Raw genomic sequence first — 300 nt, 5'->3', positions numbered from 1 at the left:
GAGCCAGCCGCCGAAGGTGGGACAGATGATTGGGGTGAAGTCGTAACAAGGTAGCCGTATCGGAAGGTGCGGCTGGATCACCTCCTTTCTAAGGATTATTACGGAATATAGAACGAGGTTCTATACATTGACGTTTTGCGTTCAGTTTTGAAGGTTCATGATAAAGTGACATTTTCACTTTATAGTAGAATCTTTCAAAACTTGTTCATTGAAAACTGGATAAAACGACATTGATTGCAACAAATCAAGAATCAACCGAGAAGAATTCAATTCTTCTTCGAATAGATCACTTCTGTGATT

Annotated in this window: 1 rRNA gene; it reads left to right on the top strand. The window is 39.7% G+C overall.

Features of this window, described 5'->3' with window-relative positions:
- Positions 1-88, top strand: a 16S ribosomal RNA gene (locus FILTAD_RS15295); the annotation flags it as partial.
- Positions 89-300: the final 212 nt, after the last annotated feature.

The sequence above is a fragment of the Filibacter tadaridae genome, assembly GCF_900609045.1.
Classification (GTDB): Bacteria; Bacillota; Bacilli; order Bacillales_A; family Planococcaceae; genus Sporosarcina; species Sporosarcina tadaridae.
This window is presented reverse-complemented; position numbering and strand designations above follow the sequence as displayed.